Origin of the sequence: Dysgonomonas sp. GY75 (assembly GCF_015234155.1) — a bacterium.
Taxonomy (GTDB): Bacteria; Bacteroidota; Bacteroidia; order Bacteroidales; family Dysgonomonadaceae; genus Dysgonomonas; species Dysgonomonas gadei.
In genome coordinates this window covers 1-18536 of the sequence record NZ_JADCLQ010000044.1, presented here as the reverse complement: position 1 = coordinate 18536, position 18536 = coordinate 1, and the positions used below count along the sequence as shown (strand labels likewise).

Here is an 18536-nt window from a genome sequence, read left to right as displayed (position 1 = left end):
AGATATAAAAATGGATTTGAGTAATTATTTGTTGATGAAGCACGAGCTATCACTTGTTGTGGTATTTCTCTTACTTATTATTTATGATTTGTTTGCTTCGGACAACGCAAAGAAATATTTCTTCCCCGTGGCCTGTACTTTGTTTCTGGCACATACCGTCCTATGTTTCTTTTTTAAAGATAGTGGAGCATCCTTTGCAGGCATGTATGTTACCGGTCCGGCTTATCTTACAATAAAGAATATACTGAATATAGGTGTATTCCTCATTTTCTTACAAGCAAATTCATGGCTCAACAGACCTGATTCGATAATCAAGCGTGGAGAATTCTTCATGCTGACTATACTTACCCTGATCGGTATGAATCTCATGATTTCTTCCGGAAACTTCCTGTTGTTCTATATTGGCCTCGAAACAGCATCCTTGCCTATCGCGGCTTTGGTTGCGTTTGATAAATACAGACAAGAATCGGCAGAAGCCGGAGCCAAATATATATTTAATGCTATCTTCTCATCAGGTATGATGGTTTTCGGGTTATCATTCTTATATGGAGCCTGCGGAACGCTATATTATGCAGATATCGCAACAAATATATATTCTACGCCGATGGTAATAATGGCAATGGTATTTATTCTGGCTGGAATATTCTTTAAAATATCTCTTGTTCCGTTCCATCTTTGGGCACCGGACACATATCAGGGCGCGCCTACCAATGTGACCCTTTATTTATCTACCATATCGAAGGGGGCCGCAGTGTTTGCTCTGATGACTATCCTGTTCAAAGTGTTTCCAGTACTTGCAGACGTTTGGCAAAACATAATATGGATCATAATCCTGCTTACTATTACAATTGGTAACCTGTTTGCTCTTCGTCAGAAGAATATGAAACGCTTCCTTGCATTCTCTTCCATATCGCAGGCCGGTTATATTATGTTAAGTGTATTTACGGGAACAGCCGAAGGTATGGCTGCAACAATGTTCTACATCTTTGTGTATGTATTCTCCAATCTGGCAGCTTTCGGAGTTATTTCTGCGATAGAGGATAAGACAGGTAAAGTGAGTATGAATGACTACAACGGATTATATTATACCAATCCAAAACTGGCGTTGGCTATGATGATTGCCATGTTCTCGTTGGGAGGTATTCCTCCGACAGCCGGTTTCTTCAGTAAGTTGTTCGTATTTATGACAGCTATGCAGCAGGGACATGTGTTACTTGTTTTCCTTGCATTCCTGAATACAGTTATATCGCTATATTACTATTTACTGGTAGTAAAAGCAATGTTTATCAATAAGAACAATTCTCCTATTGAGGCTGTTAATACAGACGGATATTTAAAGATATCATTGGTCGTATCGATGGCCGGAATATTTGTAATCGGTATGGTAAGCTGTTTCTATCAATATATAGATAAAGTTAGTTTTGGCATATATTAAATATTATTAATTTATAAATAAAATTCGACAGAAGACTGTATCTTTGGGCTTCTGTCGAATTTTGTACAATAAAAACATATAAGAAAGAGAGTGTTTAATGATATGATATTCAGTCTAACTGATTGTCGTATTTTAAGTTAACGAAATAATAAATAGGTCTGAGACCTTACAACAAATATCATTTATGAATTTATTTGTTTTACTTCAGGCGGCTACCCCCGTTGTAGAAATGGCGGAGCAAACAGCCCAGGTTGCTCCCGAAGAGAGTTATTTAAGCCTTGTGATGAAAGGTGGATGGATACTATTGCCCATCTTTCTTTTGTCGCTTTTAGCTATATATGTCATTATAAATAAGTGGCTGGTAGTAAATCGTCTTGGTAAAAAAGATTCGGTCTGGCTATCCCGGGTTGTGGAGTTGATACACGAAGGAAAAGTCGATAAAGCTTTGAAATTTTGCGTAGAACGTCCTTATGCTTCAGCTAAAGTGATTGCCGCCGGACTTAAAGACTTTGATCGTGATGATAAAGAAATACAAGAGTCGATGGAAGTCGAAGCCCGCCAGCAAATAAGTATATTGGAAAACCAGATGAACTGGCTTGGAATCACAGCTTCTATTGCACCTATGCTCGGGTTTCTGGGTACAATTTTCGGGGTTATAAAGATCTTCTATGATATAGCAAAGACAAACGATCTCGCTATAGATACGATTTCTACGGGACTTTATCAGAAAATGATATGTTCCGGAGCCGGGTTGCTCGTAGGGATTATAGCATATGCGGGTTATTATGTACTGAACGGACGTATCGACAAAGTGGTAGTCAACATCGATAAAGAATCTAACGAAGTATTGAAGGCAATCAGAGCTTATAAAAGAGGTAGTGTTGAGGCCTGATTTTATAAAGCTTATTCTTAAAAAAGAGAGAAAACATGAAAATAGAACGGAGAAAATCAAGGGCTGCGGAGGTTTATACCTCTTCGTTGAACGATATAATGTTCTTCCTGTTGTTGTTTTTTCTTATAATATCCACTATGGTTACTCCGGCGGCTATCAGAGTGCTTTTGCCGAATGCCGCAACTTCGGAGCAGGTTGTAACCAAGAAGAATATTAACTTGATAATAACTCAGGATTTGAGATATTATGTTAATGATAAGGAAGTTACGAAAGAGGAGATTGAGCCGGCCTTGATGGCAGCTATTACAAAGGAAAAAGAAAAGAACAATAATGTCGAAGTAAATGTTCTATTACAAGCAGATAAGTCATTGAGTCTGCAGAACGTTGTTGATGTGATTGATATCGGGAATAAATTGCAAGTGAAAATGGTGCTGTTTACCCAAAAACCTGAATAATTAATTTCTAAAAAAAAGACAAAATCATAAGTTTCACTATTACTAAAAAAAGATAATAATAGATGAAATTTATACTAGATGATGCAACATTTCTACAAAAAATGCATCTCTAAAATGAAGCTTGACCAATATGAATGAACTGCAAATTATAGCAGGCTGTAAGGAACAAAAGCGTGAAGCTCAAAAAATGCTATACGAGGTGTATGCCCGTAAGATGTATAGTATTTGCTTACGCTATAGTTCTGATCAAGACGCTGCTCAGGATTTATTGCAGGACGGATTCATGAAAGTATTTGCCAATATTGATTCATTTCAAGATAGAGGCTCTTTCGAAGGTTGGCTCAAGCGCATATTTATAAACCTTGCTTTAGAAAACTTAAGAAAGAAAAAATCAATAATTCAGACTTCCGATGATGTTCAGAATCTTCCCGATGTAGTGGACGATTCTACTGAAGACGAGCAAATGTATAAAATATCGGAGGGTGAATTACTGAAAATGGTACAAGACCTGCCGCGTGGTTATTCTACAGTTTTCAACTTGTATGCGATAGAAGATTATTCACACAAGGAAATAGCAGAAATGATGGGTATTAGTGAAGGTACTTCACGTTCTCAATATGTAAGAGCCCGAAATATCTTACAGGAGAGGGTGAAACAATATATTAAAGAGAGATCATAACAAGATGATAGAAGATAAAGACAAAATAAAGGATCTATTCTCCTCAAAGTTAGGAAACTTTGAGCCGGAAGTGCCTGCATCCATTTGGGGTGGGCTGGATCAGCTTTTGTCTAATCAGCCTGTACAAGCGCCTGATGCATCATCTTCATCTTCATCTGCAAATTCTTCGACAGCCAATGCAGCTTCTTCGACCTCAAAAGCATCTACTATAAAGACCGTCGCTATTGCTGTAGGTGTAGCAGCAGCAATTGCAATTGGTATATTATCTATTCCAACAGATGATAAACCAATAATGGAAGATACTAATGTTGTTGTAACAGAAGGAGTTAAGACTCCTGTTGAAACGCAGGATGTGGATACTGTGATTGAGGTTCCAAAAGTTGTGCCGCCACTACTGGCCAAGGCACGGGCTATAGTTGAACCGGTAGAAGCTGTAGCAACAACGGAACCTGAACCAGAACCAGAAGTGGTATCTGAACCTTTAGTGAAAGAAGAAGTTAAGGAAGAGAAAAAAGAAGTAAAAGCTGCGCCAATGTTGGCACAAACGAGAGTTATATTGCCGGAAGCGGAATCACCGTCGAAAGGACTCTCTCTTGGAATTACTGTTGATGCAGGGTTGTTTGCTGACAATGTAAATGAAAGAGGCGGGGATATCCTGTTCTCTCGTAAGGTAAGATCTTCGACTTTCAGGTCAGCTCTGAATAAGGAAAATAGTGAGTTTGAACTTGAACATAAGCAGCCTATTTCGTTTGGAGTAACAATCAGCAAACAGATAGCACCAAAATTATCATTCGAAACGGGGTTGGTTTATACACACTTGTCATCGAAGATAAAATCAAGTAGCGTGTTCAATATAAGTGAATCGCAGTATTTTAACTATCTGGGTATACCATTATCTCTGAATTATACGTTCTTTGAATTAGGTAAGACTAAATTCTATTTTGCACTGGGTGGAATGGTACAGAAAGATATAAATGGAAGATATGTAAGCAATATGGGCTTCTCCATGCTGGATATTGAAGATAAAGACCTAGCAGGACATGTCTTTTATTCTGAGCCATATTATATAAGAGAGTCTGTGAAACAATCAAATCCTCAGTTCTCGGTAAGATCATCTCTGGGTATTTCCTACCCTTTGTATAAAAAAATGTATCTTTATGGGACGATAGGAGGGGCATATTACTTCGATGCCAGAAATAAGTACAGAACTATATATTCTGACAGAAAGACCCAGTTAGACCTGAATCTGGGAATTAAATTTGATTTTTAAAAAAAATAATACAATTAAAAAATAAACATGAAAAAAACATCTTTACTGAAAATTTTTTGTAGTGTGTTCTCCGTGGTGTTGCTGATGTCATCATGCTTGGGAGATGGGGACAGTTCATTTACTATTGAGAAGGATTTCGCTTATATTACGAAGGACGATTATGGACGGAAATTTGCCGTTACATCAAACGGATATATAATGCATGATAATATTACTAATTTAACTGAAGTAAATAAATGCTATTTTATAGGTTATAAGATATCATCTTCTTCGGCACAAGGATATTATGATGCAGAGTATGTGAATATACTGAATAATGGAAATGCTATAGCTCAGGAATCTTTGAGATTAAATAAACCGTATGAAAATAGTAACTTAGTTAGCAGAAACGATACCATTGTTCCTACAAGTGTAAGTATTGCAGCATGGTCTCCGGCAAATACCATTGGAGATAACTGGCTGATCGGCTACAGCCTGACTAAGAAAGAAAGAGATGAAGTTAAAGCTTTCTTTTATTATGATGCAACTAACCAGAAAGATTCGGAAGGTGAAATTGATCCGACTAAAGATAATAAAATTATTATTGACGTAAGATTCGGTATAACAGATAAAGGAACAGGTGATAATAATATAACCGATTCTTTTTCTGCCATAGGGAATTTGTCTTACCTCAGAAGTAGCTTTTCACCAAACTTTAGCGGTGTGACTACCGACTATGTAAATGTACCGGTAAAATTCAGATACCAGAAGTATACTTCTTCGGGGCAACCGGCAGAAGTGGTTTATATTGGTAACTGGCAGTTATCGGGTAGTAATGCATACTACATTCAGTTCAAAAAATAATATATAATCAAGAATAGCAATAAGAGACGTAGCCCGTGGACTACGTCTCTTTTATGTATAAAGAAATGTTGGAAAAAGATATCTTAACCATAATAACAGATCATTTGCCGCAGATAATAGCTTCGGCGATTATAATTTTATTAACTCCTTCTTCAAAATATATAGTAGGTAAAATAATAAGAAAATACGGTTCTCTTACTTTGAAGTCAGAACCCCGGACATTGCATATTATACAAGTAATAAATATACTTATCAACTTCACTTGTTTGGTTACTCTTGCTATTATCTGGGGTGTACAGCCACAGAATATGCTCGTGGCCCTGTCCTCTATATTTGCAGTGATAGGTGTTGCCATGTTTGCTCAATGGTCTATCCTAAGTAATATCACAGCCGGAATTATAATATTTTTTACTACGCCATTCAAGATTGGGGACGAGATCCATATTCTGGATAAAGATACTCCTATAGATGCCATAATAGAGAATATTCTGACATTTCATACCCACCTCAGGACTAAAGATAATGAGCTTATAATCATACCAAACTCACTCTTTTTGCAAAAAATAGTTTCTGTCGGAAAAATGGAAAGATAAAATGTAGCAGAATATGTTAAGTGGATTTTTTTCCTATATTTGTGATATTATAAACGAAATAGATAGTTGGATATGTCAGTGAACAAAGTAATATTGATAGGGAATGTAGGGAAAGATCCTGATGTGAAATATTTTGATAATGGGAGCGTAGTTGCTAATTTTACATTGGCCACTACCGAGAGAGGATATACTGCTGCTAACGGGACGCAGATCCCCGACCGTACCGAATGGCATAATATAGTTTGTTGGAGAGGTTTGGCTAAAGTAGCAGAACAGTTTGTGAAAAAAGGGACTCAGGTGTATGTTGAAGGTAAAATACGATCACGCACATATGACGATGCCAATGGAATGAAACGGTATGTAAATGAGATATATGCAGATAATCTCGAGCTACTGGGCAGCCGTAGGAGAGAAGGAGGAGAGGGTACTGAAAATATGCCGTATTCCCAGCCTGCAAACGAATCTTATCAATCACCGAATTCATATAATTCTACGAATAATATATCAGAGGAGGATGATTTGCCATTTTAGAGAAGATCATGATCTCATAGAATGAGATTTATCGAATATATTAGACAGGTTAATACAAATAGGAGACTGTTTGCTTTAATCTGTTTTTATTTTAGGGCAAAGACTATTTTTACATAGCGCATATATGGGGAAGCAAGCAACGTTATTCTTAATCATCTGTTGTATATTCATTTCTTGCAACGAATATACGCCGAAGCCTGTGGGGTATCCGCGAATAGATAAGGTGGAGTCCGGAGTGGTGAGATTCGAACATGCTGCATTCTCTTTCCGGTATCCGGCAAATGCCCGTATAGAAGAAGTGAGAAAAAACGATGAATCCGGCTTTTGGTTTAATATCTCTTATCCTGAATATGATGCGATTCTATACTGTACATATTTTCCGGTCGATAAGAGAAAACTTTCCGGTGCATTGGAGGATAGCTATCAGTTGGCATATAGCCAGGCATTGAAGGCGAATGGTATACAACAATCCCTCTTTACAGACTCATTGCACCATACATCGGGAATAATTTATGATGTAAAAGGCTCGGTAGCAAGTCCGATCCAATTTTATCTGACTGATAATGCCTCTAATTTTCTGAGAGGCTCATTATATTTCAATCAACAGGTCAATGCCGACTCTATTGCTCCGGTAGTAGGATTTCTGCGGGAAGATATTGTCGCCCTGATAGAATCTCTCGAATGGAAGAACACAAGAGTAACACCATGAAGATTCCCCAAGTGCTGATATATACATGTCTGCTTACTCTCGGGGTTTCTTTATTTATATACCTCGACATTGAGAATACAAGCCTTTTGTACGACGATGTATATTCCATTTTCATGGTGAAGGCATCATATACTGATATTATAAATATAACGGCATCAGATGTACACCCTCCGTTATATTACTGGTGTTTAAAATTTTTCACTTCTTTTTTCGGAGATTCTCTCTTCTCTTTCAGAGTATTCTCTACACTAGGCATTATTGCGGTTCTTCTCTTAGGCTGTTTTCCTATACGGCGTTTATTCGGGGATAAAACGGCTATTTTCTTTATGCTGCTGATTATTATATTTCCGGTTACCCAGTATCTGGCAACGGAAATAAGGATGTATTCGTGGACAATGTTTTTTGTCTTGGCTTGTGCATTATCTGCTTATCACGCTTTCGACAAAGGGGAGAAGAAGTATTGGACGCTGTTTCTTGTAACAGGCCTTTGCGCAGCATATCTCCACAACTATGGACTATTAAGCGTTTTTGGCATATATATACTGTTTTTCTTCTTCCTGATACGGACAAAAAAGAAATTGACTTATCTGATTCTTTGTGGAGTAGCCTTTTTTATAGCCTATCTTCCTTGGCTTATTCAGTTGTGGGAACAAGTTGATAATGTTTCATCTGATTACTGGATAAAGCCGCTGACCCTGAACGATATATTCCTGCATATTTACTATTTCTATTCACCAAAGGAAATCTGGCTGCCATTTACTAATTTTACAAAAGGGCAAATGATGACCGGATTAATAATTCTGATGGCGATACAGTTGATCTTAACAATCAAAGTGTTACTGTCCGGTAATACGAAGAAAGATAGAATGTCATTGCTCACTATCTTCTCCTTTATTACATTTCTTATACCTATAGCGATAGGATTTATTATCTCCGTTGCATACCTGCCCATATTGGTGACACGTTATATGACCTGTTCATTTGGCCTTTTCGTTTTAAGTCTTGCTTTTGTCTTGGCAAAGGCTATGGAGTTTCCTGTATGCAAGCGACTCTCATCTGTTTTCCTACTTCTTCTGTTTTTTACCGGGGGAGTAAGGCTCTATTCCGGTGTGGATTATTATAACCGTACCGAATCGGCGTATCAGGAAATCCGACAATTTGTAAAGGATGGCGGTCAGGAAAAAAAATCTCTTGTTGTTAATGATTTTTCCTATCATGTTATGCCCCGATTGCAGATGATAGCTCCGGATAATGAATGTTTTGTCTTATTGACAGGTGAGGGGAAAGAGGATTTTCATCCATTCCGCTTTCAAAAAATAAGACCGGAAGACTTTGTTACAGAAGAATTTATTCTTGTGCATCAGGATAGAGAAGCCATACAGGACGATTTCAGGCAATACAGACAATCGTTAGATAATCGTTATGCCGTTATTGACAGTTTGCATGCTACAGATATCCGCTTGTATCATATGAAAAAGGTAACACCATAGAATGCCATAATGTTGGGAAACATTTATCTATGTAATTAGAGCCAATAGCCTTTAGCTGATAGTTCTTTGAAGTGTTGGGATAAGTAGTAAGTTTTAAGTATTAAGTTGAAAGTTATATAAGATACGAGTAGACAAGACACAAGATACGAGTTATTAACTGATATTTGTTGACTATTAACTGAAAAAATGTTACTTTTTATATCGTAGATATTCATAAAAATTAAATGGCAAATGAAGCAAAGCATAGATTAAACATTTTTTCATACCTTTGTCCCCTGAAAAATAGAGATATTAACATGGCAGATACCAAGGCGCAGTTTGAGCAGGTGATTGCGATATGTCGCAACCTTTTTGCTAAAAAGCTGAAAGATTATGGAGCATCGTGGCGAATCCTTCGCCCTCAGTCGGTTACAGACCAGATTCTTATCAAGGCGAAACGTATAAGGAGCATTGAAGAAAAAGGTGTAAGCCTTATAGATGAAGGTATCGCTCCTGAGTTTATTGGTATTGTAAACTATGGTATTATAGGGCTTATTCAACTCGAACTCGGATTCTCAGACAGTGTGGATTTGAACGAAGAACAGGTTCTGGCGTTATATGATAAGCATATGACGCAGACCAAAGAGTTGATGTATGCAAAGAACCATGATTATGACGAGGCCTGGCGGGCTATGCGCATCAGTTCTTACACAGATCTTATTCTGACTAAAATATACAGGACAAAGCAAATAGAAGAGAATAAAGGTCAGACAATTGTATCGGAAGGTGTCGATGCCAACTATATGGATATGATTAATTATTCGTTGTTCGGGCTTATTAAACTTGAATTTCCCGATAACGAAAACTAACTGCTAATGAGTAAGAAGGATATTGGGATAAAGATATTAACAGAGGTTTCCAGAGTTATTCTTGGTGTAACCTTTATTTTTTCCGGATTTGTAAAAGCTGTAGATCCCTATGGAACGGCATATAAGATAGACGACTATTTTGCAGCGTTTAATCTTACCTCTCTTACTTTCTTTTCCTTTCCTCTTTCGGCCTTACAGAGTATAGTCGAATTTGCAATGGGAGCTTGTATGTTGTTTGGGCTTTACCGCCGTTGGAACTCCCGGCTTACATTAGTGGTTATGGTTTTTATGACCATCCTTACGCTTTATCTGGCCATTGCCGACCCTGTGGAAGATTGCGGTTGTTTCGGAGACGCACTGGTTATTACCAACTGGCAAACGTTTTATAAGAATATAGTATTGCTGATATGTTCCATTATTGTATTCAGATATTGTGAACGGATTAGTAATTTCTTTACAGGTAAAACTTATTGGCTGGCATTTCTGTATATACTTATTTTTATTAGTTTATTCACATTCCGTAATTATATATATGAGCCGTTATTTGATTTCCGCCCATACAAAATAGGGGCATCCATACCCGGACAGATGGGGGTGGAAGAAGGTAAGGGCCGTGAAGAGGTATCTATGCTGGTCTATGCCAAAGACGGAGTGGAAAAAGAATTCACAGAGGAGAATTATCCATGGGAAGACAGTACCTGGGTCTTTGTTAGGATGGAAACCAAAGTGCTGAAAGAAGGTGTGACATCGAAGATAAAGGACTTCGTGATAACTGAACTCTCCTTTGATGCAAAGAAGTCTGAAGTTATAGCCCAGAATGATATTACGGCTGATATATTGTCCGACAGCGGCTATGTATTCCTGATGTTGTCGCCGTCTCTTGAAGATATGAGTACATGGTATCTCAGCAATTTTGAGGATGTGAACAATTATGCAGATTACGGAGGATACAAGTTCTATTGCGTAACATCGTCCACTACTGATGAAATACTGCGCTGGTCGAAAGAAAACGTTATAAACTTCAGATTCTGTACGATGGACGAACGGGCGATAAAAACCATTGTGCGTTCCAATCCGGGAATGATATTATTGAAAGACGGAGTAGTGATCAATAAATGGGCAAATGTAGAAGTCCCCGCAGAAGAGGATTTGGTAAAGCCTCTGGAAGAATTGCCTTATGGTCAGTTGATAGATACGGAAAGACAGGATAAAAAAAACCTTTTTTGCATAAGTGTAGCTTTCGCATTGCCTTTGCTTGGTCTTAAAGGACTGGATTTCCTGTTTTTCAGGCGGAGAAAGAAAAAGGAGGAAGCTCAGGAGGAACCCGAAGAATAAATTCAGTATAATAATATAAATAAAACGCTTTAATTATGAGAAAGAACATTGTTGCAGGAAACTGGAAAATGAATAAGAACCTACAGGAAGGAGTAGCTTTTGCTAAAGACCTGGAAGCTGCGTTGGCAGGTAAGACATTGAAATGTGATGTAATTATAGGAACACCGTTTATTCATCTTGCTAGTGTTGCATCATCTACTAAATTGGGAGTTGCTGCACAAAACTGTGCTGATAAGGCCTCAGGTGCTTATACCGGAGAAGTATCGGCTGCCATGGTAGCGTCTACAGGTGCCAAATATGTTATTCTTGGACACTCTGAACGTCGTACATATTACGGAGAAACAGATGCTATCCTGAAAGAAAAAGTGCTACTTGCTTTGGCAAACGGACTTAGCCCTATTTTCTGTATAGGTGAAACTAAAGATGAAAGAGAGAAAAATGTACATTTCGATGTAGTTAAAAAACAAACTGTAGATGCGTTATTCGAACTTTCAGCCGCAGATTTCTCTAAAATCGTTATAGCTTACGAACCGGTTTGGGCTATTGGTACAGGCCTTACAGCTACATCAGCTCAGGCTCAGGAAATGCATGCTTACATCCGTCAGATTATCGCAGATAAGTATGGTAAAGAAGTAGCCGATAACACTTCTATCCTTTATGGAGGTAGTGCCAATGGAGGAAATGCAAAAGAATTATTTGCATGTCCGGATATCGACGGCGGACTTATCGGTGGTGCTTCTCTCGATGTAGAGAAATTTATCCCTGTTATTGAAGGATTCTAATCCGGCACTATAAATTGCAGGGCTGGAGACAGTTCCTGCAATTGCTTTTAAATAAAAGGACTTCCGTAGCCGAATATAATTATTATACTTGGACGAACGGTAAACAGGTCAATGACCTCAAATAAATCAGTATGAAAAAAAGTATTTATATCTTTCTTGTTCTGTGCCTGTTTTCAGGTTTTGCGTTAGCACAGGATGATAATAAAACGATTATAGATGAACTGAATTCATCTAAATGGGGACAAGGAAATATCAAAGTGATGCAGGACGAAGCTGTACAGAATATACTGGGGGTTCGCCAGATTGCTGTTATAGATACTACAAAAACAGTGGGTGTCATCGACCCTACGGCCAATTTCACAAAAGTAAGGGGCTTTAAGATTCAGGTTTTTTCGGGCAATAATCAACAACGTTCGAAAAGAGAAGCCGAATCGAAACAAGCACAAGTTAAATCTGCTTTCCCTGAGCTGGAGACAGTCGTAAGCTTTCAGTCTCCATTCTGGCGTTTGCGCGTCGGTAATTTTACAAGCAGGGCAGATGCTGATGGTGTGCTTAAAGAGATGAAAAAAACATTCCCGGCCTTCGGGCGGGAGATGTATGTTGTACCCGATGTTGTGAAAAAGCCGGTACAATAAATTATAAATTTAAATCAGACGATAAAAATCTTCACAATGCAAGAAGAACAAAATATAGAACTGCTGGCAAAGCATTACAAAGAAATCATAAGCCTGTTGGGTGAAAATGCCGATAGAGAGGGGCTGCTAAGTACCCCGGTAAGAGTTGCAAAGGCCATGCAGTTTTTGACTAAGGGTTATCACGAAGACCCTGAAGAAATCTTGAGAAAAGCCTTCTTTAAAGAGGACTACAGGCAAATGGTAATAGTTAAAGATATAGACTTTTATTCCATGTGCGAACATCATATGTTGCCCTTTTGGGGAAAAGCGCATGTAGCTTATATTCCGAATGGCTATATCACGGGACTGAGCAAAATTGCCCGTGTCGTGGATGTCTTTGCCCGACGCTTGCAAGTGCAGGAACGCATGACTCTCCAGATAAAGGAGTGTATTCAGAAAACGCTTAACCCGCTCGGGGTCATGGTGGTGATAGAGGCTCAGCATATGTGTATGCAAATGCGGGGCGTGGAGAAGCAGAATTCGACAACCACAACTTCCGACTTCACCGGAGTATTTAATCAGGCAAAGACCCGCGAAGAGTTTATCAATCTTATCCGATAAAATCAGATGAACAAAAGATAAATCAATACGAGGTTTTCCGGTAAAAGGAGTAACCTCGTTTTTAATTTAGAGATAAAGATATGTACCTATACAATATTCATACACATAAAGCAGGTCCGGAAGAGATGAACGGATATAAGGTACAGTATATACTGAACACTTCACCCGGAGATTTTGAAGATGGGATTTTGGCGCCTGATAATATCCGGTTCTCATGCGGTGTACATCCCTGGGATGCAGAGAATGCCGGGGGACAATTGACACGATTAAATGAAGTTGTACGGAATAAGTCGATTCTTGCTATTGGAGAAGCTGGGCTGGATAAATTGAAAGGACCTGATATGAAAATCCAGGAGAATGTGTTCAGGCAGCAAATCGAGCTAGCGATGAGCGTAAATAAGCCATTGATAATTCACTGTGTAAAAGCCTGGGATCTATTGATGGCTTTGCACAAAGAATATAAGTCAGATATTCCTTGGATAATTCATGGGTATAGAGGTAATGCAGATCAAACGAAACAGCTTGTTCGATTTGGTTTTAAATTCTCTGTGGGAGAGTTCTTTAACGAAGATGCAATACGACATATTCCGATCGATTCTCTTTTTTGTGAAACGGATATTTCCGAAATTTCTATTTGTAAGGTGTATGAGAGTATTTCGTTGGTTTTGGGGCTTTTATTTAATCAATTTGTTGAAATTGTTGCGGATAATATGAGTATTATCTCTAAATAATTGACAAAATTATATTGTGTATTATTAAATTCATTATTTTTACAGATTCAAAGATTACAGATTGAGATGATAGACGTAAATGCTCATATTCTATTGATTTATACCGGAGGAACAATCGGGATGGTCGAAAATCCGGTTACAGGTTCTCTTGAACCATTCGATTTTGCTCATTTAAATAGTCATTTACCCGAATTGCAGCGTTTCCGTTTTCATGTAGACCATATAGTATTCGATCCGGTTATCGATTCATCGGAAATCACACCGGAGCATTGGAAGAAAATAGTGCGAACGATTGAGTATAATTATCATAAATATGATGGTTTCGTAATCTTGCATGGCACCGACACTATGGCTTATACAGCATCTGCGTTGAGTTTTATGATTGAAAACCTGCAAAAGCCCGTGGTTCTCACAGGCGCGCAGCTACCAATTGGCAAGCTGAGGACTGATGCTAAAGAAAATCTTATTACAGCTCTTGAGATAGCGGCAGACAAAGATGTTCTGGGTAACCCTATCGTTCCCGAAGTGTGTATCTTTTTCCAAAATGATCTGTTGAGAGGCAACCGGACTACCAAGGTAAATGCAGATAATTTCAATGCATTCAAATCCTACAATTATCCGAATCTTGGAAAGTCGGGAATACAGATCCGGTATGACAAAAAGGTTATCCATCAGCCTGATTATGATAAGAAGACAATATTTCATTATCAGCTGGATACTCGTATTGCAACCTTAAAGTTGTTTCCGGGGATTAACAGGCAAACAGTAGAGACAATATTGGGTTTGAAAAATATTAAAGCCATTATTCTCGAAACTTACGGTTCGGGAAATGCCCCTTTATCTCCGTGGTTTATCCGTCTCGTACGCGAAACTGTAAAAAAAGGCGTTGTAATAGTAAACATCACTCAATGTAATACAGGTATGGTTGATATGCATCGCTACGAAACAGGACGAGAATTGCTTAAAGCCGGAGTAGTAAGTGGATTTGATGCTACATTCGAAACCGCTATAGCAAAACTCATGTTTCTGGTTGGACACAAATATGTAAAAGAAGATATTCAGATCAGGATGAGGGTACCATTGATTGGAGAGATAACGCGTGTTGAAGATAGAATGAATGAAACAATATGAAAATCTGCAGTTATTAGCAGAGAAGGCAGAATCCTCATTTCTACTATATTATAAGAAGAATAAGAAACGTTTAATGAAGATGGACACAATTGTTCAGCAATTGCATGAAGATGTATCTGCTGAAATAGATTGTCTGTCATGTGCCAACTGTTGCAGGACTCTAGGGCCTGCTATCTATGATAAGGATATAGAACGTATGGCCAAAGCCTTGCGGATAAAACCGGCCGAAGTCGTATCTAAGTACCTGAAAATGGATGAAGATGGAGATTATGTCTTCCGGTCTATGCCTTGTCCATTTCTTTTGTCGGACAATTATTGTTCAATATACGAAGCTCGTCCTAAGGCCTGTAGAGAATATCCACATACAGACAGGAAGAGATTTGAACAAATATACAAGCTAACTGTTAAAAATTCAGCTACTTGTCCGATAGCATATGAAGTGCTGTGCCGGCTTATTAATAAATAATAAATACATTTTATGAAGAGTTTGTGTCTCTTATTTATGTTCTCGCTTTTGGCGCAGACATCACTTTTTTCCCAGGAAACTTTATTACAGGATACTATTAAGGTTGCAAAGCATAAGAAAGATAGTACAACAAGTGTTGGTACATTTATTTCTCACCAGACAGACGCCATTATAGGTTCAGTATTTGGGCCATCAAAACAATTGAGTAATGCAGATAGTATAATAAATAGGTTTGATGCAAACCCATCTTTTGGAATATACAAAGACAACTATTTTATAGTGGGAACTCAGATGCTTAGTAAGCCAACGAAATACAATTCGGATGCAAAATTTCAAATAAGTGTTATGCATAGGATTACCAATAGTACTTTGCCGTTCAAAACATATGCTTTTCTGACCTACACTCAGAAAGCCTTTTGGGATGTTTTTCAGGATTCGTTTCCTTTTCGGGATCTGAATTATAATCCGACATTGGGGGTGGGGAAAGCCTTGGTGCGCGATAATAGGTTTTTAGGAACGCTGACTTTTCAGTTCGAACATGAATCGAACGGGAAGGATGGAGAAGATTCCCGTAGTTGGAATAAAGTATCCTTTGGAACTTATTTTACGTTAGATGACCACTTAACTTTACAGACAAAAGCCTGGATACCGATTGTTGATGGAACGAATAATAAGGATATTGTAAAGTACTCAGGCTGGGGACTCATGGCCATGGAATATTCAAGCCCTAAGAAAAAATACAACATAGGATGTGTTGTGACAAAAAGAGGGGGAGTAAATCTGAATGCGAATATAGAACTGAATTTTTCGATACGTTTATTTAGTGATGATAATCAATATCTCTTCCTTCAATACTATAATGGTTATGGTGAATCTATGTTGGATTACAATCATCATAGGCAACGCATAAGATTGGGATTTGTTATTAAACCGACTTTTATTACGATGTATTGAAAAAAAATATGTTTTGCAACATATTAATTAATAGCATATTGTGTTTTTGTTTGTTTTTTATTAAAAATTTATTGCCAAAATATTTGGAATGATACTAAAACTTTACATATCTTTGCACCCGCTTTACCACTAAAGGGCACGTTTAAAGAAGGGTGTTTGCGTAGGGCGGAAGAGCGATCTTTGAAGGAACTGAAATAACAACATTATAGAGTGTAGTACACAATTTGGGTTTTTATTAAATTAGAGATCCGGAAAAAAGCTAGAGATAGTTAAAAAAGGTGCTACCGTCAATTACTATTACCCAATAGTAAAAAAGAAAGCTTGAACAGGATCAAAAGGTTTAAAAAAAGAATATACAAAGAAGAGTTTGATCCTGGCTCAGGATGAACGCTAGCGATAGGCCTAACACATGCAAGTCGAGGGGCAGCATAGGGTAGCAATACTTTGATGGCGACCGGCGCACGGGTGAGTAACGCGTATGCAACCTACCTATAACAGGGGAATAACCCGGAGAAATTCGGACTAATACCGCATAAAACAGGGGCTCCGCATGGAGATATTTGTTAAAGATTTATCGGTTATAGATGGGCATGCGTTCCATTAGCCAGTTGGTGAGGTAACGGCTCACCAAAGCAACGATGGATAGGGGAACTGAGAGGTTTGTCCCCCACACTGGAACTGAGACACGGACCAGACTCCTACGGGAGGCAGCAGTGAGGAATATTGGTCAATGGGCGAGAGCCTGAACCAGCCAAATCGCGTGAAGGAAGACTGCCTTATGGGTTGTAAACTTCTTTTATACAGGAATAAAAAGAGTTACGTGTAACTTATTGCATGTACTGTATGAATAAGCATCGGCTAACTCCGTGCCAGCAGCCGCGGTAATACGGAGGATGCGAGCGTTATCCGGATTTATTGGGTTTAAAGGGTGCGCAGGCGGGAACTTAAGTCAGCGGTGAAATCTCGACGCTTAACGTCGAAACTGCCGTTGAAACTGGGTTTCTTGAGTATAGATGAAGTAGGCGGAATTCGTTGTGTAGCGGTGACATGCTTAGATATAACGAGGAACTCCGATTGCGTAGGCAGCTTACTAAGCTATAACTGACGCTCAAGCACGAAAGCGTGGGGATCAAACAGGATTAGATACCCTGGTAGTCCACGCCGTAAACGATGATTACTAGTTGTATGCGATATACCGTATGTGACTAAGCGAAAGCGATAAGTAATCCACCTGGGGAGTACGCCGGCAACGGTGAAACTCAAAGGAATTGACGGGGGCCCGCACAAGCGGAGGAACATGTGGTTTAATTCGATGATACGCGAGGAACCTTACCCGGGCTTGAAATGCAGAAGAATAACGTTGAAAGATGTTAGCCAGCAATGGCTTCTGTGTAGGTGCTGCATGGTTGTCGTCAGCTCGTGCCGTGAGGTGTCGGCTTAAGTGCCATAACGAGCGCAACCCACATTGTTAGTTACTAACAGGTCAAGCTGAGGACTCTAACAAGACTGCCGTCGTAAGATGCGAGGAAGGTGTGGATGACGTCAAATCAGCACGGCCCTTACGTCCGGGGCGACACACGTGTTACAATGGGTGGTACAAAGGGCAGCTACTTGGTGACAAGATGCTAATCTCCAAAGCCACTCCCAGTTCGGATCGGAGTCTGCAACTCGACTCCGTGAAGCTGGATTCGCTAGTAATCGCGCATCAGCCATGGCGCGGTGAATACGTTCCCGGGCCTTGTACACACCGCCCGTCAAGCCATGGAAGCTGGGGGTATCTGAAGTGCGTAACCGCAAGGAGCGTCCTAGGGTAAAACCGGTGACTGGGGCTAAGTCGTAACAAGGTAGCCGTACCGGAAGGTGCGGCTGGAACACCTCCTTTCTGGAGATGCTGTTCGAGCAAGGTAGTCCTTTTTAAGAAAGGTACTACACTCTTAAATGATGTTGTTGTTTTAAGATATACTCAGTTTACGGGAGTACGTACAGGGTTAGAGTTGAAATATACTGTTAACTGTTACCTGCTCACTGTTCACTGACCAAGAGAAACCAAGAAGCTGTATAATCAGTTTCAGGCAATTTGCCAGTCCTATAGCTCAGTTGGTTAGAGCGCTACACTGATAATGTAGAGGTCGGCAGTTCAACTCTGCCTGGGACTAC

Annotated in this window: 19 protein-coding genes, 1 tRNA gene and 1 rRNA gene; all 21 read left to right on the top strand. The window is 39.1% G+C overall.

Annotation, left to right across the window (positions count from 1 at the left end; translation table 11 throughout):
* The first annotated feature begins 10 nt into the window (after nt 1–10).
* The 21 genes from IR083_RS16745 to IR083_RS16645 all read left to right on the top strand — a co-directional run bounded on the left by IR083_RS16745 (nt 11) and on the right by IR083_RS16645 (nt 18535).
* Nucleotides 11–1435 (top strand): NADH-quinone oxidoreductase subunit N, encoded by a 1425-nt coding sequence (locus IR083_RS16745; protein WP_194225184.1) that lies wholly within the window; start codon nt 11–13, stop codon nt 1433–1435.
* Nucleotides 1436–1619: 184 nt separating this feature from the next.
* Nucleotides 1620–2327 carry a MotA/TolQ/ExbB proton channel family protein gene (locus tag IR083_RS16740; protein WP_006801645.1) on the top strand — a complete coding sequence of 236 codons (708 nt, stop codon included), beginning with the start codon at nt 1620–1622 and terminating at the stop codon, nt 2325–2327.
* Nucleotides 2328–2362: 35 nt separating this feature from the next.
* Complete coding sequence (locus IR083_RS16735; protein WP_006801644.1) at nt 2363–2782, top strand: ExbD/TolR family protein; 420 nt, start codon at nt 2363–2365, stop codon at nt 2780–2782.
* Nucleotides 2783–2912: 130 nt separating this feature from the next.
* Nucleotides 2913–3461, top strand: a complete 549-nt coding sequence (locus IR083_RS16730) for an RNA polymerase sigma factor (protein WP_006801643.1) — start codon at nt 2913–2915, stop codon at nt 3459–3461.
* A gap of 4 nt (nt 3462–3465) precedes the next feature.
* Nucleotides 3466–4731 (top strand): hypothetical protein, encoded by a 1266-nt coding sequence (locus IR083_RS16725; protein ID WP_194225183.1) that lies wholly within the window; start codon nt 3466–3468, stop codon nt 4729–4731.
* A 27-nt stretch (nt 4732–4758) separates the two neighbouring features.
* On the top strand, nt 4759–5574 hold the full coding sequence (locus IR083_RS16720) for a hypothetical protein (RefSeq protein ID WP_006801641.1): 816 nt from the start codon (nt 4759–4761) through the stop codon (nt 5572–5574).
* A 65-nt stretch (nt 5575–5639) separates the two neighbouring features.
* Complete coding sequence (locus IR083_RS16715; protein ID WP_044216938.1) at nt 5640–6167, top strand: mechanosensitive ion channel domain-containing protein; 528 nt, start codon at nt 5640–5642, stop codon at nt 6165–6167.
* 72 nt (nt 6168–6239) lie between these two features.
* Nucleotides 6240–6698, top strand: coding sequence for a single-stranded DNA-binding protein (locus tag IR083_RS16710; protein ID WP_006801639.1), 459 nt, complete (start codon nt 6240–6242; stop codon nt 6696–6698).
* Nucleotides 6699–6822: 124 nt separating this feature from the next.
* Nucleotides 6823–7407 carry a hypothetical protein gene (locus tag IR083_RS16705; RefSeq protein ID WP_006801638.1) on the top strand — a complete coding sequence of 195 codons (585 nt, stop codon included), beginning with the start codon at nt 6823–6825 and terminating at the stop codon, nt 7405–7407.
* Nucleotides 7380–8897: a glycosyltransferase family 39 protein gene (locus tag IR083_RS16700; protein ID WP_242052463.1), complete on the top strand. Its 1518-nt coding sequence runs from the start codon at nt 7380–7382 to the stop codon at nt 8895–8897. The genes IR083_RS16705 and IR083_RS16700 overlap by 28 nt, the downstream gene beginning before the upstream one ends.
* A 296-nt stretch (nt 8898–9193) precedes the next feature.
* Entirely contained in the window at nt 9194–9745 is a 552-nt protein-coding gene (locus tag IR083_RS16695) for a DUF1599 domain-containing protein (RefSeq protein WP_044216929.1), read from the top strand.
* 6 nt (nt 9746–9751) lie between these two features.
* Nucleotides 9752–11080 carry a BT_3928 family protein gene (locus IR083_RS16690; protein ID WP_194225181.1) on the top strand — a complete coding sequence of 443 codons (1329 nt, stop codon included), beginning with the start codon at nt 9752–9754 and terminating at the stop codon, nt 11078–11080.
* Between the two features lie 35 nt (nt 11081–11115).
* Nucleotides 11116–11862 carry a triose-phosphate isomerase gene (gene tpiA, locus IR083_RS16685; RefSeq protein WP_194225180.1) on the top strand — a complete coding sequence of 249 codons (747 nt, stop codon included), beginning with the start codon at nt 11116–11118 and terminating at the stop codon, nt 11860–11862.
* A 131-nt stretch (nt 11863–11993) separates the two neighbouring features.
* Nucleotides 11994–12497 (top strand): SPOR domain-containing protein, encoded by a 504-nt coding sequence (locus IR083_RS16680; protein ID WP_006801633.1) that lies wholly within the window; start codon nt 11994–11996, stop codon nt 12495–12497.
* 36 nt (nt 12498–12533) lie between these two features.
* Entirely contained in the window at nt 12534–13097 is a 564-nt protein-coding gene (gene folE, locus IR083_RS16675) for a GTP cyclohydrolase I FolE (RefSeq protein WP_006801632.1), read from the top strand.
* Nucleotides 13098–13177: 80 nt separating this feature from the next.
* Nucleotides 13178–13828, top strand: coding sequence for a TatD family hydrolase (locus IR083_RS16670; protein WP_006801631.1), 651 nt, complete (start codon nt 13178–13180; stop codon nt 13826–13828).
* Nucleotides 13829–13894: 66 nt separating this feature from the next.
* Nucleotides 13895–14959 carry an asparaginase gene (locus IR083_RS16665; protein WP_006801630.1) on the top strand — a complete coding sequence of 355 codons (1065 nt, stop codon included), beginning with the start codon at nt 13895–13897 and terminating at the stop codon, nt 14957–14959.
* Nucleotides 14946–15425 carry a YkgJ family cysteine cluster protein gene (locus IR083_RS16660; protein ID WP_044216926.1) on the top strand — a complete coding sequence of 160 codons (480 nt, stop codon included), beginning with the start codon at nt 14946–14948 and terminating at the stop codon, nt 15423–15425. Before IR083_RS16665 ends, IR083_RS16660 begins: the two co-directional genes overlap by 14 nt.
* Nucleotides 15426–15437: 12 nt before the next feature.
* Complete coding sequence (locus IR083_RS16655; RefSeq protein ID WP_006801628.1) at nt 15438–16379, top strand: phospholipase A; 942 nt, start codon at nt 15438–15440, stop codon at nt 16377–16379.
* A gap of 355 nt (nt 16380–16734) precedes the next feature.
* A 16S ribosomal RNA gene (locus IR083_RS16650) occupies nt 16735–18261 on the top strand.
* 200 nt (nt 18262–18461) lie between these two features.
* Nucleotides 18462–18535 (top strand) — tRNA-Ile (locus IR083_RS16645).
* Nucleotide 18536: the final 1 nt, after the last annotated feature.